This is a genomic window from Allobosea sp. GW822-FHT05A11, from assembly GCF_058800455.1.
Genome location: NZ_JBXAMI010000003.1, coordinates 777436 through 790532, shown reverse-complemented (window position 1 = coordinate 790532; position 13097 = coordinate 777436). Strand labels below are relative to the sequence as shown.

Sequence of the window (13097 nt, the reverse complement as noted above, 5' to 3'; positions counted from 1 at the left end):
ATGCTGCGATCGCGACCTGAGCGCCTGCCTGGCCCGCTCACGCCAGCAGGAACGACTGCTCCAGCACATTGCGGGAATCGAGGCCGAGCTGGACGTTGAACTGCCCGTTCTCGACGACCTCCTTCAGGTCGCCGTTGACGAATTTGAGCTGGTCGGGGCCGATCTCGAAACGCACGACTCTGGCTTCGCCGGGCTTGAGCGAGACCTTCTGGAAGCCCTTCAGCTCCTTCACCGGCCGGGCGATCGAGGCATAGGGATCGGCGATGTAGAGCTGGACGGCATTGGCGCCTTCGAAGCTGCCGGTATTGGTCAGCGTCGCCTCGGCGGTCAGCCTCTCGCCGCGCTTGATGCGGCTGGCCGAGAGCTTGAGGTCGGTCAGCGTGAACGTGCTGAAGCTCAATCCGAAGCCGAACGGATAGAGCGCGCCCTGCTCCTCCTCGAAATACTGCGATGTGTAGTTGCCGGGCTTGCCCTCCGTATAGGGGCGCCCGATCCGCAGGGCGTTGTAATAGGTCGGGATCTGTCCGGCCGAGCGCGGGAAGCTGATCGGCAGCTTGGCCGAAGGGTTGTGGTCGCCGAACAGGATGTCGGCGATGGCGTTGCCGCCCTCGGTGCCGGTGTACCAGGTCTCCAGCAGCGCGTCGGCATTGTCCTTTTCCCAGCCGATCGCGAGCGGCCGGCCGTTCATCAGCAGGACGACGAGCGGCTTGCCGGTCGCCTTCAGCGCCTGCAGCAGCTTGCGCTGCGAGCCCGGCATCTCGATCGTGACGCGGCTCGATGATTCATGCGACATGCCGCGGACCTCGCCGACGACCGCGATCACCACATCGGCCTGGTTGGCCACAGTGACGGCCTCCTCGATCATCACGTCGATCGGGCGCGGGTCCTGGATGACCTCGGGTTTGTCCCAGTTCAGGAAGTTCAGGTATTCGACGATCTTCGGGTCGTCGAGCACGTTGGAGCCGCGCGCGGTCAGGAGCTGCGCCTTGCCCTCGATCGCCTTCTCGATGCCGGCCTTGACCGTGACGGCCTGCTCGGCGACGCCCTGCGCCGACCAGCTGCCGAGGATGTCGAGCCCGGAATCGGCCAGCGGCCCGACGAGCGCGATCGTGCCCTGCTTCTTCAGCGGCAGGGTCTGGTTGCGGTTCTCCAACAGCACGATGGTCTCGCGGGCGATTTCGCGGGCGGGCTCGCGATGCAGGCGGTCGTTCGAGCGCACATCGACGGGATCGTCCTCCGCCTTGCCCATGCGCAGGAACGGGTTGGCGAACAGGCCCATGTCGTATTTGGCGCCGAGCACCTCGCGCACGCAGGCGTCGAGCTCGGCCATCTTGATCTCGCCCGAGGCGATCAGGCCGGGGACCTCGGCGAGATAGACCTGATCGGCCATGCTGAGGTCGATGCCGGCCTTGATCGCGAGCTTGGCGGCCTCGCGATTGTCGCGGGCGACGCCGTGACGCGTCAGCTCCGTGATCGCGCCATGATCGCTGACGGTGACGCCCTTGAAGCCCCATTGCTTGCGCAGCAGGTCCTGCATCAGCCAGGTATTGGACGTGGCCGGCACGCCGTTGACCGAGTTGAGCGCGACCATGACGCCGCCGGAACCCGCGTCGATCGCCGCCTTGTAGGGTGGCAGATAGACTTGGTGCATGCGCAGCGGGCTCATGTCGACCGTGTTGTAGTCGCGCCCGCCCTCGACCGCGCCGTAGAGCGCGAAATGCTTCACGGCGGCCATGATCGTGTCCGGCTGGTCGGGCGAGGTGCCCTGAAAGCCGCGCACGCTGGCCCGGGCGCATTCGCTGACCAGATAGGGATCCTCGCCGAAGCCCTCCGAGGTGCGGCCCCAGCGCGGATCGCGGCTGATGTCGACCATCGGCGCGAAGGTCATGTCGACGCCGTCATTGCAGGCCTCGACCGCCGAGACGCGGGCCATGCGCTCGATCACGGCCATGTCGAAGCTTGCCGCGAGGCCGAGCGGGATCGGGAAGGTGGTGCGATGGCCGTGCACCACGTCATAGGCGAAGAAGAGCGGGATCTTCAGGCGGCTGCGGTTGACGGCGGCCTCCTGGAGCGGCCGATTGTCGCGCCGGACCACGGTGTTGAACGAACCGGCGATCCGCCCGGCCGCGACCTCGTCCATCAGCTTGGCATGTGGCATTTCCGGGCCGATGCTGATCAGCCGCAATTGGCCGACCTTCTCGTCGACCGTCATCCGGGCGATCAGCTTGTCGACGAAGGCCTTCTTCGTGGCGGCCGGATCGGCGGCGCGGGCCATTTTGGGCCTGGCAGCGGCGGGAAACGCGGCCATTCCGGCCGCGAAGGCGGCCGTCGCCATGGCGCCGAGCGCCTGCCGGCGGGACAGGCCGTTCCCTGTCTCGTCCTGGCAGGACACCGTCTCCAGCTCGCGGGAAGCCGGCGCACCGTTCGAATGATCCATGCTGAGTTCGTTCACTTGAGAAGAGAGGGCGGCTGGATGGAGGGCGGCGAAGAATAGCGCGGGAGCGGTTCGGAGAGAACGGCGCTCATTCCTTGACCCTTGTGGCGATGATGGGCATTTGTGCTCGGGTGCGCCTCTGCCAAGATAGGGCGGGCGCGCTCCGTCCCGTCGATGTCACCTTTAAGGAGCTCGCTTGAACTTGTCGACCCGTTCCGCTGGCGGGGCCCGCATCGCGGCCCGGTTTTCGTCCTCGGCTCGAAGCCTGCTGATGCCGGTATTGGCCTGGTGTGGAACAGGCAGGGGCAGGCCCGGCGTCGCGCGGCTTGGCATGGCGCGACTTGGCATGGCGCTCGGCTGGCTGGCCGTGGCGGCCTTCGCCGGGTCGGCGGCTTTCGCGCAGCAGCGTCCGAAATTCGGGCTGGACGACGTGGTCGCCAAGGCCAAGGCGCTGGCGGATGCGCCTTATGTCGCGCCGGTCAGCAACCTGCCCGACGTCTTCAGCAAGATGCAGTTCGCCGATTACCAGAAGATGCAGCCCAAGCCCGAGCGCTTCGCCTGGATGGAATACAAGACGCCGTTCAAGCTGGCCTTCTACCATCAGGGCATGCAGTTCAACACGCCGGTGAAGATCAGCGAGATCGTCGACGGCGCCGCGCATGAAATCCCCTACGATGCCGGGCGCTTCGATTTTGCCGATCTGCATTTCGACCGTGAGGCGACGAGCAAGCTCGGCTGGGCGGGTTTCCGCGTGGTCTATCCGATCAACCAGCCCGGCAAGCTCGACGAGATCATGAGCGTGCTCGGCGCCAGCTATTTCCGCGTGATCGGCAAGAAGCAGATCTACGGCCTGTCGGGCCGTGGCCTTGCGATCGATACCGGCTTGCCGATCGCCGAGGAGTTCCCCGCCTTCCGCGAATTCTGGCTGCGTCGCCCGAAGCCGAAGGACCGGCACCTGACCTTCTACGCCCTGATGGATTCGGTGCGGGCTTCCGGCGCCTATGAGTTCACGCTGGTGCCGGGCTCGGACGCCGTGCTCAGCGTCAAGGCGCGCATTTTCCTGCGGCAGGGCGCTTCGCCCACGACGCTCGGCATCGCGCCTTTGACCAGCATGTTCCTCTACGGCCCGCAGCAGCCGTCGCAGACCCCGAATTTCCGCCCTGCGATCCATGATTCCAACGGGCTGGCCGTCCGCGGCGGCAATGGCGAGTGGATCTGGCGCCCACTGGTCAACCCGTCGATGGTGGCGATCAGCGACATCGCGGCCGAGAATCCGAAGGGCTTCGGCCTGCTCCAGCGCGGGCGCGAATTCTCCCGCTATGAGGACCTGAAGGACCGCTACGATCTGCGTCCCAGCGCCTGGATCGAGCCGACCAATGACTGGGGCAAGGGCAATGTCCGCCTCGTCGAGATCCCCACCGCCGACGAGACCAACGACAATATCGTCACGCTCTGGGTGCCCGAGAACAGGCCCCCGTTCGGCGAGCCGATGCGCTTCGATTATCGCATGCACTGGACGATGGACGAGCCGGCGCTGATGAAGGGCGACGTCTCCCATGTCGCGCAGACGATGCGCGCGACCGGCGAAATCTATCAATCCAACCTGATCCGTGCCGGCGACGGCACGCTCGCCTTCCTGATCGATTTCCAGGGTCCGTCGCTGCGCAAGCTGCCGAAAGGCGTTCGGCCGACCGCTGCGGTCAACGCCAGCGACAATGTCGAGATCGTCGGCACCGAATTGCAGCCCAATCCGGCGATCCAGGGCTGGCGTCTCAGCTACCGGGTCAAGCTGAAGAACCCGGCCGCTTCGTCCGATCTCGATGCGGTCCTGAAGCTGGGCGACCGCACGCTGACCGAGACCTGGAAGTTCAGGCTGCCGCCGTCGCAGGCCGCGACGAACAAGGAAACCTATCTGAACCGCTTCAAGGCGATGGAATAGCCGGCGGGAGCATCGCTTCTCGACGATAGCGAGCGCCCGAACCGGATCATCGGGCGTTCGACCAGGCGATAGACGAGCCAGGACAGCGCCAGCGTCAGGCCGATGCAGAGCAGCATCGTGGCGAGGTCGCGAGCCAGCGAGAACGACGAAACCGCGAGCACCGCGATGAGCTGCGTGAAGTTGAGAGTCAGCGCCGCGGCCCGCGCCTGGTCGCCGGCGCCCCTGGCTTTGCCTGCCTTGTTCCGCGCGTTCGGCGCGTGCCGCTGCGACACTCCGCTATTCCATGACCATGGCGTGATCGTCGGCCGGCGCAGCCTCCCGGCGCGGTGTGCGCAGCAAAACGAGGAAGGGCAGGGCCGCGAGGCAGAGGATCATCAGGAGCTTGAAATCGTCGATATAGGCGATGATCGTCGCCTGGCGGGTGATGACCTCGTCCAGCGCGGCGCGTCCGGCGAGCGTCGCCGGATCCCAGGCATGCTTGATCGCGGGAATCTCGAAGAGGCGGTTATAGGGCGTCACGTAATTGGCGATCTCGGCATGGTTGACCTGCACGTTGCGGGTCAGGAGATAGCTGACCAGCGAGATGCCGACGCTGGAGCCGATATTGCGCGAGAGGTTGTAGAGGCCGGTGCCGTCGCCGCGATATTCCGCCGGCAGCGTCGCGAAGGTGATCGTCGTCAGCGGCACGAAGAGCAGGCCGAGGCCGCCGCCCTGGACGAAGCCGGTGAACATGATCCGTTGCTGCGAGACATCCGGTGTCCAGCCGGCCATGTCGTACATCGCCCAGGCGCTGACCAGGAAACCGGCGCCGAGCAGGATACGCGTGTCGACCTTGCCGATCAGCCGGCCGACCAGGAACATGCAGGCCATCGTGCCCAGGCCACGCGGGCCCATGACGATGCCGGCGGTCACGACGGGATAGCCCAGCAGCGTCTGCAGGAAGGGTGTGAGCAGCGCGAGCGAGGCCAGGTAGCAGATGCCGACGATGAAGATGAAGATCAGGCCGACATTGAAGTTCCGGTCGAGGAAGAGCCGCGGCTTGATGAAGGAATTCTCCGCCGTGAAGGTGTGCACGACGAGGATGTAGAGCGCTCCGACGCAGATCGCCGCCTCGACGATGATCTCCGGCGAGTCGAACCAGTCGAGCTGGGCGCCGCGGTCGAGGAAGAGCTGGAGTGCTCCGATCGCGATGCTGAGCGCCCCGAACCCGGTCCAGTCGAGCTTGGCCAGCGCGCTCGACCGGGTCTCCGTGACGAAGGCGGAGACCCCGGCCAGCGCCAGGATGCCGAGCGGCAGGTTGATGTAGAACACCCAGCGCCAGGAGATGTTCTCGGTCAGCCAGCCGCCGAGCACGGGCCCGAGCACCGGCCCGACCATGACCGAGATGCCGAACAGCGCCATGGCGGAGCCGCGCTCTTCCGGCGTGTAGATGTCGAGCAGGATGCTCTGCGAGAGCGGCACGAGCGACGCTCCGAAAAACCCCTGCATCAGCCGGAAGCCGACGATCTGGGTCAGCGATTGCGCGGCCCCGCACAGGATCGAGGCCACGACGAAGCCGATGATCGCGACGGACAGCACCCGCTTGCGGCCGAAGCGGGCAGCGAGGAAGCCGGAGGGCGGCGTCATGATCGCCGCGGCGACGATATAGGAGGTCAGGACCCAGTTGATCTGGTCCGCGCTCGCCGAGACGCTGCCCTGGATATAGGGCAGCGCGACATTGGCGATGGTGGTGTCGAGCGCCTGCATGATGACCGCGAGGATCACGCAGGCGGTGATGGCACCGCGATTGGCGACGGGTGCTCCGGCCGGAGTGGCGGCACTGGCCATGGCAGGCGGCCTCTTTGTTACTGGCTGACCTTGCCGACGGCCTCGCCGACGAAGCCTGGCAGGCCGCGGGCATGGCCGGTGTCGATGTCGAGCGTCACGCTCATGCCGGCACGAAGCCGGGGCTGGTCGGGCGGCGTCTCGATCTTCACGCGCATGGCGATGCGCTGCACGACCTTCACCCAGTTGCCGCTGGTGTTCTGCGCCGGCAGCAGCGAGAAGCTCGCGGCCGAGGCCGGGCTGATGCTGTCGACCGTGCCTTTCCACACCGCGCCCGGATAGGTGTCGACATAGACCTCCGCCTCCTGGCCGGGCTTCACCCAGGTGAGCTCGGTCTCCTTCGGATTGGCCTGGATCCAGACATGGTCGGTCGAGACCAGGCTGAAAGCGTTGGTCGCCGCCTCCAGATACTGGCCCTTCTGCAGGGAGGGCACATTGGTGACGATGCCGTCCATCGGCGCGCGCACCGTCGTGTGGTCGAGCTGGCGCTGGGCCTCGGCGCGGGCCGCGACGGCATCCTTGTAGCGCGGGTGATCCTCGGCCGGTGCATCGGGCTTGCCGTTGAGATTGGCGGCGATGCCGGCGAGCTGGCTTTCGAGCTGCGCCAGCTTCAGCCGGGCGCTGTCGAGGTCATGCCTGGCCTGGTCGAAGGTCGCCTGCGAGGCGACCGACTTGGTGGCGAGGTCCTGCTGGCGCTTGAACCCGGTCTCGTAGAAGGCGATGTCGCTATGGGCCTGCTCGATCTGGCTCTGCATGCCCTTGTAGCTGGCCTTCAGCGCCGCGAGGTCGTTGCCGACCACGCCGATCTGGGCGTCGGCCCGCTCGAGCGCGAAGCGGAACTGCCTGTCGTCGAGGCGGAACAGCACGTCGCCGGCCTTCACCTGCTGGTTGTCGCGCACGTCGATCTCGCCGACGATGCCAGCGACATCGGTCGAGATGCCCAGGATATCCGCCTGCACATAGGCGTTGTCGGTCGACATCACCTGCCCGCCGGTGACGTAGTAGTAGCCGCCGACGACGAATGCGATTGGCAGCAGCACGAAGAGCTGCCGGCGCGTGCGGTTGCGTCGGTGCCGCGGCGTCGGGCCGGGCGCGACCTGCGCAGGCATCTCCGGCTTCGTCTCCGGCACGTCCTTCGCGATCGTTTCGGCGCGGGGCAGGGTCTTCGGCTCGAATTGCCGGATTTCCGCCCCGCCGCCTGAGGAGCCTTGCTCGGCCTCCTCGCTGGCGGCCGCTTCGGTGTTTCTGGCTGCGTCATCCATGGTGGGCCTGCCTTTCGGCCACCGGCATCTGGCAGGCGGCCGTGAGATTCGCTTTCATCTGCCCCAGCGTCGCGAGAAGCTGCTCGCGATCGGCGGCTGAAATCGCGCCGAAGGCCTCGGACCGTGTGACGTCGCCGAGCGCGCGGAGTTCCGTCAGCTTCGGTCTGGCCTTCTCGGTGAGGTAGAGCTGCCAGATGCGGCGATCGGTGGCGTGCGGGCAGCGTTCCGCCAGGCCGCAGCTTTCGAGCTTGTCGAGGATGCGCCCGACGGTGATCGGCTCGACATCCATCAGCTCGGCCAGGGCGCCCTGCTGGATGCCGGCATTCTGGTCGAGATAGGCCAGCACCTGCCACTGGGAACGGGTCAGCCCGGAATCGCGCGCATGCTGCTCGAAGCGCTTGCGCAGGAGGCGCGCGACGTCGTGGAGCAGGAAGCCCACGGTCGGTGGCGGGGTCTTAGGCATGCTGATCATAAGCATCTATATAAAATTCGGGTGACGAGGGGTCAACGCGAGCTTTGGCAGGTCCGATGCGCACCCGACGCCTTGACGAGGCGCCGGCAAACCTGCCGCTGGTAGCCAGGAAGCTTTCGACGCGGCAGGGCTGTTGGACTAGGTTGGCGTGCGGCAGCCCGGCCCTAAGGCTCGTCGAAGCAGGACAGTGCCATGTTTCTTTTCGACGGTCCCGAGAAGGCCGATGTCACCCTCCTGCTGGCGCATGGAGCCGGAGCGCCGATGGACTCGGCCTCGATGACGGCGGCTGCAAAAGCGCTGGCCGGGGCCGGTTTTCGCGTGGCCCGCTTCGAGTTCAACTACATGGCGGCGCGGCGGGCCGGAGCGGCGCGGACCCCACCGCCGCGCGCCGAGAAGCTCAATCCGCAATACATCGCCGCCGTCGATGCGCTCGGCGCGACGGGGCCGCTGATCATCGGCGGCAAGTCGATGGGAGGCCGCGTCGCGAGCATGGTGGCCGACGAGCTGTTCGCCCAGGGCCGGATCCGTGGCCTTCTGTGCCTCGGCTATTCCTTCCATCCGCCCGGCAAGCCCGGGCAATTGCGAACCGCGCACCTCGCCGAGCTGAAGACCCCGACGCTGATCGTGCAGGGAACGCGGGACGAGTTCGGCACGCGCGAGGAGGTCCCGACCTACGGGCTTTCGCCTGAGATCGACATCCTGTGGCTGGAGGATGGCGACCATGATCTGAAGCCCCGCAAGCGGGTGTCCGGCTTTTCAGCCGCCGACCACCTCGCGACCATGGCCGAAACGGTTTCCATCTGGGCCAGGCGTTGGAACATCGCGCGATGATGCCGGGTCAGCCCGCGCGTTCGAAGATGATCCTGCGCTGCAGCGGATCGGCTGATGTCAGCTTGATCCTGATCCTGTCGCCGGGCTTCTCGCCCGGCCCGCGAACCCGTGCGACGATGGGCAACTCGCAGAGCTGGATGCGCAGGCCGTGCTCGTCCGCGTCGGTCACCACCGCATCGAAGGTGGTGCCCTCGCTGCCTTGAAGCATCAGGGCCTCGGCCAGGTCGATCACATTCCGGTCGATCTGCCCGTCGCGCGCATCGGCCCGCGCCATTACCGCCGGCAACTCCTCGAATGCGGCCGATACCTCCGGCGGCACCGGCTGGCCGTTGGCGACCGCGAGCGCGGCGCGCACGACATAGCGGTCCGCGAGGCGTCGCAGCGGCGCCGTCGCATGCGCATAGGTCGCCGCCATCGGGGCATGCCAGGGCACGATGCCGTCGCGATAGGGCACATAGCTCGCCCCGCCGCTGGCCCTGCGCACCGCCAGCATGAAGGCCGCGTGGCTGCTGTCGGCGGGATCGAGCGCCTTCTCGAACTGGACGAGCGTTTCCATCTCCGGCCAGGACAGCCCCAGTGCCCGTGCGCTTTGGCGCAGGCGCTGCACGGCCTGCTCATCCGGTTCAGGCATGACCCGGAACAGGCCGGTCCGGGCCGCCAGGAGCGCGTCTGCGATCGCCATGTTGCTGGCCAGCGACAGGGTTGCGTTCTGCTCCTCGGAGCGCAGGCGCGGGCGGAAAAGCAATTGGTAGCGGCCGTCTCCGAGAGCATCGACCTCCTGCTCGGGCGGGTCCACGCGCGCTGCGCCGCGCCGGCTCTCAGCAGCCTCGATGCGGCGGGCCAGCTCATCGAAATCGGCAGGCAGGTCCGAAGCCTTGACCGCATCATAGGCGAGCTTGGCGCTGCTGCGGATGATGGCGCGCTCGGCACCGTCCAGGCGGGCATTGCCATCCCCGTCGATCCGGGTCGTGAAGATCACGGCTGGCCTGATGACGGCGGGCAACAGGCTCGCGGCACCTTCGGCGAGAACAGGCGGGTACAGCCCGGCCCGGCCGTCCGGCAGGTAGATCGTGGTGCCGCGCTGCCAGGCTTCCCGGTCGATCGCATCGCCATCCCCGACGAACCAGGCGACATCGGCGATGGCGTAATGCAGCAGCAGGTCGTTGCCGCTGCGCTCGATCGTGAAGGCCTGGTCGAGATCCGTCGAGGTCGCCGGGTCGAGCGTGACGAAAGGCTGGTCCGTGCGATCGGCATGCGCGGTTGGCTGGCGCCGGGCCGCGCTGTCGGCTGCCGCGAGGACCGCGGGCGGAAACTGCTCGGGAACGTTGAATTGCCGGCGGATCGCGGCCAGCCCGCCGATCAGCGCATGGGTGGAGTCGATCAGGGTCTTCATCGTCTACCGGGTTACCGGAACAATCGTCAGGCCTCCAGCCCCGCCTTGCGGCTTTCCAGCGCCGAGATGATCTGGAAGCCGATCGACCGGAACGGCTCGGGCGCGATCCAGCTTGCCGCGCCCATGACCGCCTCGACCTCGCCGGGCGTGCCGACGCCACGGATCAGATCGGCGAGCTTGCGGCCGAGCATCGTGCCCTTGGCGATGCCGCTGCCATTGCAGCCGCCCGAGGCATAGAGCCCGTCCTCGATCTTCCCCCACCAGGGCGCGCCGTTCATGGTGAAGGCCGTCGTCCCGCCCCAGACGAACTCGAAATCGACATGCCGCAGCCCGGGCCAGCGGCGGTGGAAGCGATCGCGCAGTTCCCGCACCGCCGTGGCCTGCGCGATTTCCTGATCATGGGCATAGAGCGAGCGAACCATGAGCCGGTCGCGGCCGATGCGACGCAAGGTGGTGCCGAGCCGGTGCGAGGGCAGCACGCCCCAGGCCGGGGACTGGCCGAGATGTCCGATATCGTTCTCTTTCACCGCTTCGGTGACGGCGGCATAGGTGAAGATCGTCGCCATCCGGGACTTCAGGAAGCCGAGCCTCGGGATGAAGCCGTTATTGGCCAGGACCACCGTCCGGCAGCGGACGGAGCCGCCTTCGGTGACGAGGCGCCAATCGGAGCCTTCCCGGCGCATCTCGCGAACCGGGCTGTTTTCATGGAGCGTGACACCCCCCGGCAGCGCGTCGGCGAGGCCGCGGATCAGCGCCGCCGGCTGCAGCAGCCAGGTGTCGTGCAGGTAGATGCCGTAGCGATAGTAATCCGCGCCGATCCGCTCGCGGATATCAGCCCGGTTCAGGATCGTGTGCGGCAGGTCATTGGCCCGGGCGACGTCCGCGACCTTGCGCAGCGAAGCCTCTCCCGCTTCCGTCGCGGCGGTGCGGATCGAACCGACCTTCTGCATGTCGCAGGAGATGTTGTTGTCGCGGAGAATGCCGGTCAGCCAGTCGAAGGCTTCGGTGAAGAGGCGGGTCTGGTTGCGGGCCTTCTCGGCCATCTCCATCGACGCCGTGCGAGGCAGGACATCGGGGGCGGTGAAGCCTGAATTGCGGGCCGAGGACCCTTCGCCGACCGTCGTCGCCTCCAGCAGGACGATCCGGGCCTGCGGGTCGAGCTCATGCAGGCGCCGGGCCGCCGCGACGCCGGTATAGCCGGCGCCGACGACGGCATAATCGACGGTGATGTCCCCGCTCAGCGGGGCTTGCGGCGTACGCGCGGGAAGCATCGCGTTCCAGCCGCAATGGTTGGTGTAGTTCGGATAGGTCAGCTTGGACATGGCTCGGCCGCAGATGGAGGGGGCCGCGCCCGAATGGGCGCGGCCGATCGGTTCAGTCGACGAAATGGGTCTGTTCGGTCACGAGCGGGCCGAGCGACATCGAGCCCTTGAGGTCGAAACCCCAGTTGAGCTTGTCCCGGCGAGCCCAGACCTGCCCGGTCTCGGTGATCGGGATGACGCAGACATTGCCGATGATCAGCTTCTGCGCCTCCTGCCAGAGCGCGATCTGCTTCTTGGGATCGGTCTCGCCGCGCGCCGCCTCGATCTGCTTGTCGGCGACGTCGCAATGGCTGAAGTTCACGACCTGCCCGGGTTGGCCGATGGCGCTCTTCGAATGGTAGAACTGCGTCAGGTAGTTGTCCGCGATCGGGAAGCGCGCGGCGCCGTACATGACGAGCGGGCTCAGGTCCTTGCGGATCATCTGGTGCCAGGTGGCGTGCTCGACCGGCTGAAGATTGAGCGTGATGCCAGCTTCGGCGACCTGCCCCTGAATGATCTGGGCCGTCGATTCCAGGCTCGGCAACTGGCTGGCGAGCATGGTCACGGTCAGGCCGTTGGGGAATCCGGCCTCTTTCAGCAGCGCCTTGGCCTTGGCCGGATCATGCGGCAGGACACCGGCATCCTCGGTGAAGCCGAGATTGTTCGAGGGGATCGCGGATTTGCCGGCGCGGGTGAAGCGGGGGCCGCGATACTGGGCGATCTTGGGCGCATCGATCGCATGGGCGAGAGCCTGGCGAACCTTGATGTTGTCGAAGGGCGGCTTCGTCACGTTGACGCTGAGCGTCGTCAGCTCGGCCGGGTCGAAGCTGTCGACGACCACGCCGGGATTGGCGAGCGTGCGCTGCAGCCAGCGCTGGTCGGCGAGGCCGGTCGCCGCATCGACCTCGCCGGCGACGAAGGCGAGGTCGCGCGCGGCGTTGTTGTTGAGGAAGCGATAGGTGATCTTGGTGAGCTTGGGCTTGCCGCGGAAATAGGTGTCGTTCGCCTTGAAGGTCACGGCCTGGCCGGGGGTGATCGCATCGAGCGCGAACGGCCCGAAGCCGACGGGATTGCGCCGGAAGTTCTCGCCGCGCTCCTCGAAGGCCTTCTTCGAGATGATGAAGCCGCCGGCATAGTTGGTGAGCAGGCCGAGCAGGCTCGGCACGCGGTTCGACAGCGTGATGCGGACCGTCTGCGGATCGACCGCCTCGACCTTCTGGAAGGCGGCATAGTCGCTGGCGAAGGCCGAGCGCTTGGGATCGCGCGCCTTGTCGAGGCTGAACACGACGTCGTCGGCGGTGACATCGCCATAGCCATGCTGCCATTTCACGCCGGGGCGCAATTTGAAGGTCCAGACCAGACGGTCGTCGCTCGCCTGCCAGCTCTCGGCGAGATCGGCTTCGATCGTGGCAGGGTCGGTCGAGCCCGGGGCGAAGCGGACGAGCCCGCCGAAGATCCAGGCCGAGAGGATGCGGTCCGAGGTGCTGCTGGCGTAATGCGGATCGAGCGTACCGACATCGACGGCGGCAGCACCCAGAGTGAGCTCGGTCTTCGCGGCGAAGGCTGGCATCGATGCCAGCAGGCCGAAGCCGAGGACGCCGGCGAGAAGTCCGGCTTTGGTCAATGTGGTGTTTTTCATTG

At 66.9% G+C, this 13097-nt stretch carries 10 protein-coding genes; 2 read left to right on the top strand and 8 right to left on the bottom strand.

From position 1 onward, the window contains the following. Positions 1-37 precede the first annotated feature (37 nt). Positions 38-2437 (bottom strand): beta-glucosidase BglX, encoded by a 2400-nt coding sequence (bglX, locus tag AC1RLU_RS13310; protein ID WP_492796077.1) that lies wholly within the window; start codon positions 2435-2437, stop codon positions 38-40. 199 nt (positions 2438-2636) lie between these two features. On the opposite strand from bglX, the gene AC1RLU_RS13305 reads away from it, so the two are divergent. Next, positions 2637-4373: a glucan biosynthesis protein G gene (locus AC1RLU_RS13305; RefSeq protein ID WP_492796076.1), complete on the top strand. Its 1737-nt coding sequence runs from the start codon at positions 2637-2639 to the stop codon at positions 4371-4373. On the opposite strand, the gene AC1RLU_RS13300 is transcribed toward AC1RLU_RS13305, so the two are convergent. Genes AC1RLU_RS13300 through AC1RLU_RS13285 form a run of 4 tightly spaced genes read right to left on the bottom strand, consistent with a single transcriptional unit; the run spans position 4343 to position 7922 of the window. Then, positions 4343-4645, bottom strand: a complete 303-nt coding sequence (locus tag AC1RLU_RS13300) for a hypothetical protein (RefSeq protein WP_492796074.1) — start codon at positions 4643-4645, stop codon at positions 4343-4345. The genes AC1RLU_RS13305 and AC1RLU_RS13300 overlap by 31 nt on opposite strands. A 4-nt stretch (positions 4646-4649) precedes the next feature. Then, positions 4650-6200, bottom strand: coding sequence for a DHA2 family efflux MFS transporter permease subunit (locus tag AC1RLU_RS13295; RefSeq protein WP_061968465.1), 1551 nt, complete (start codon positions 6198-6200; stop codon positions 4650-4652). Positions 6201-6217: 17 nt separating this feature from the next. Beyond that, positions 6218-7459 (bottom strand): HlyD family secretion protein, encoded by a 1242-nt coding sequence (locus tag AC1RLU_RS13290; RefSeq protein WP_492796072.1) that lies wholly within the window; start codon positions 7457-7459, stop codon positions 6218-6220. Continuing rightward, entirely contained in the window at positions 7452-7922 is a 471-nt protein-coding gene (locus AC1RLU_RS13285) for a MarR family winged helix-turn-helix transcriptional regulator (protein WP_492796070.1), read from the bottom strand. Before AC1RLU_RS13285 ends, AC1RLU_RS13290 begins: the two co-directional genes overlap by 8 nt. Before the next feature lie 201 nt (positions 7923-8123). Between AC1RLU_RS13285 and AC1RLU_RS13280 the strand changes: the two genes are divergently transcribed. Further along, entirely contained in the window at positions 8124-8762 is a 639-nt protein-coding gene (locus tag AC1RLU_RS13280) for an alpha/beta hydrolase family protein (protein ID WP_492796069.1), read from the top strand. Positions 8763-8769: 7 nt separating this feature from the next. On the opposite strand, the gene AC1RLU_RS13275 is transcribed toward AC1RLU_RS13280, so the two are convergent. Genes AC1RLU_RS13275 through AC1RLU_RS13265 form a run of 3 tightly spaced genes read right to left on the bottom strand, consistent with a single transcriptional unit; the run spans position 8770 to position 13095 of the window. Next, the gene (locus tag AC1RLU_RS13275) at positions 8770-10155 is read right to left on the bottom strand and encodes an RNB domain-containing ribonuclease (RefSeq protein ID WP_492796067.1); all 1386 of its coding nucleotides are present in this window, start codon (positions 10153-10155) and stop codon (positions 8770-8772) included. A 26-nt stretch (positions 10156-10181) separates the two neighbouring features. Then, entirely contained in the window at positions 10182-11477 is a 1296-nt protein-coding gene (locus AC1RLU_RS13270) for an NAD(P)/FAD-dependent oxidoreductase (protein WP_492796065.1), read from the bottom strand. A 52-nt stretch (positions 11478-11529) separates the two neighbouring features. After that, a complete protein-coding gene (locus AC1RLU_RS13265; RefSeq protein ID WP_492796063.1) occupies positions 11530-13095 on the bottom strand; it encodes an ABC transporter substrate-binding protein in 1566 nt (521 codons plus the stop codon). Between the last annotated feature and the right edge of the window lie 2 nt (positions 13096-13097).